Here is a 1,371-nt window from a genome sequence, read left to right as displayed (position 1 = left end):
CACCCATCCGCATGATGGTGACCGGTGTTTCATCTGCATGCAGCACCCGCTGTTGCAGCACCACCTCTTTTAAGGCATTGGCCAGAGGTTCCAGTTCTACACCGCAGCGACCTATCCAGTCAGATAAGGTTGATCTAGAAAGTACGATTCCCGCCCGCTGATAGATCAGACGTTGACGGTACAGCGGCAAATGATCGGCATATTTCGATACCAAAACATGGCTGAGCAGTTCAGGTGAAGCAATGCCTTTATCAATCACATAGGCGGGCATCGCTTGCTGAGTCAGGGTGTCACACTGATCACAGACCCATTTGCCACGCACATGCTGTTCCTTATAGAACTGTGCCGGTCTGAAATGCAGTTTTTCACTGACATCTTCGCCGATACGACGGAGTTGGCAGCCACAAGCACATTGGGTTGATGCAGGTTCATGCTCAATACGGATGGTGTGTAGATGATCTGGCAGTGGTCGACGTTTAGGTTTGTTGACTGTTGCTTTGTGTGTCACTGCATCGGTTTTATCTGCATTTAATCGTTCTAATTCCAGATCAACGGCTGCGATATCTTCTTCAACCGCTTCATCCCACAGGTGGATTTGTTTTGCAGTGAGATGTTCGTTTTTACTGCCGAATTTGTGCTGTTTAAACAGCGCCAGTTCATGCTCGTATTTTTGATTGAGAATGGAAAGATGTTGAACTTTGGCATCCAATTGTTGGTTTGATTTTTCTAATTCTTGATTTGATTGTGCCAGAGACTGATGCTGTATCGCCAACTGCCGGGTAAATTCCAGCAGTTGTTCATGGGTCAGTTGGCTTAAGTCAGGCAGCGTATTCATGACCGCAGTATGCCTGAGGTCATGACGCAGAGGAAATAGAACGTTTGGAGAATAGCAGAATAGCCGAGCTTGGTTTAGAGCATTGTTACCACTTGCTGTCGTCCAATGCGCTGCCAGGGCAAACCTTGGATCAGTGCCTGTAACTGTTCCGGGCTGAGGGCCACGGTTTCACCTTGGTGAACTTGAGCCCAGTGAAATTTGCCCTGTTCCAGCCGCCGGGCACACAGCCAGATGCCCAGTCCATCATGTACCAACACTTTCATGNGATGTAGCCAAAGGCTCTCACCACCTGAGCCATGACAGTATCCATTCCTGCTCGCATATCCATGGGCTGGGTAGAGAGCCAAATTTCATTGATACGGATCATGTTGCCAGTGCCTTGAGTAATTCTGCTAAAGCAGATATTTTCGATACTTGCCATTTCAAGCCAATTTCTGCTTTTGAGTGGGGTAAAGTAATTTGAACTTTTAACATGTCAGTAGGAGTAGGATCTAATGGTGCAGAGCAAGATAAGGCAATAAATGCAGGTTTATTCG

Annotated in this window: 2 protein-coding genes; both read right to left on the bottom strand. The window is 47.3% G+C overall.

Annotated features, from left to right (window positions below):
- Positions 1-835, bottom strand: an 835-nt coding sequence (gene tnpC / locus AC07E5_RS01135) for an IS66 family transposase (RefSeq protein WP_498624488.1), incomplete at its 3' end; no start/stop codon positions are given.
- A 74-nt stretch (positions 836-909) separates the two neighbouring features.
- Positions 910-1,098, bottom strand: a complete 189-nt coding sequence (tnpB, locus tag AC07E5_RS01130) for an IS66 family insertion sequence element accessory protein TnpB (protein WP_139850598.1) — start codon at positions 1,096-1,098, stop codon at positions 910-912.
- Positions 1,099-1,371: the final 273 nt, after the last annotated feature.

It is taken from the genome of Acinetobacter seohaensis (genome assembly GCF_056431365.1).
Note: the sequence above shows the minus strand (reverse complement) of the source record. Positions and strands in the feature narration are given on the sequence as shown.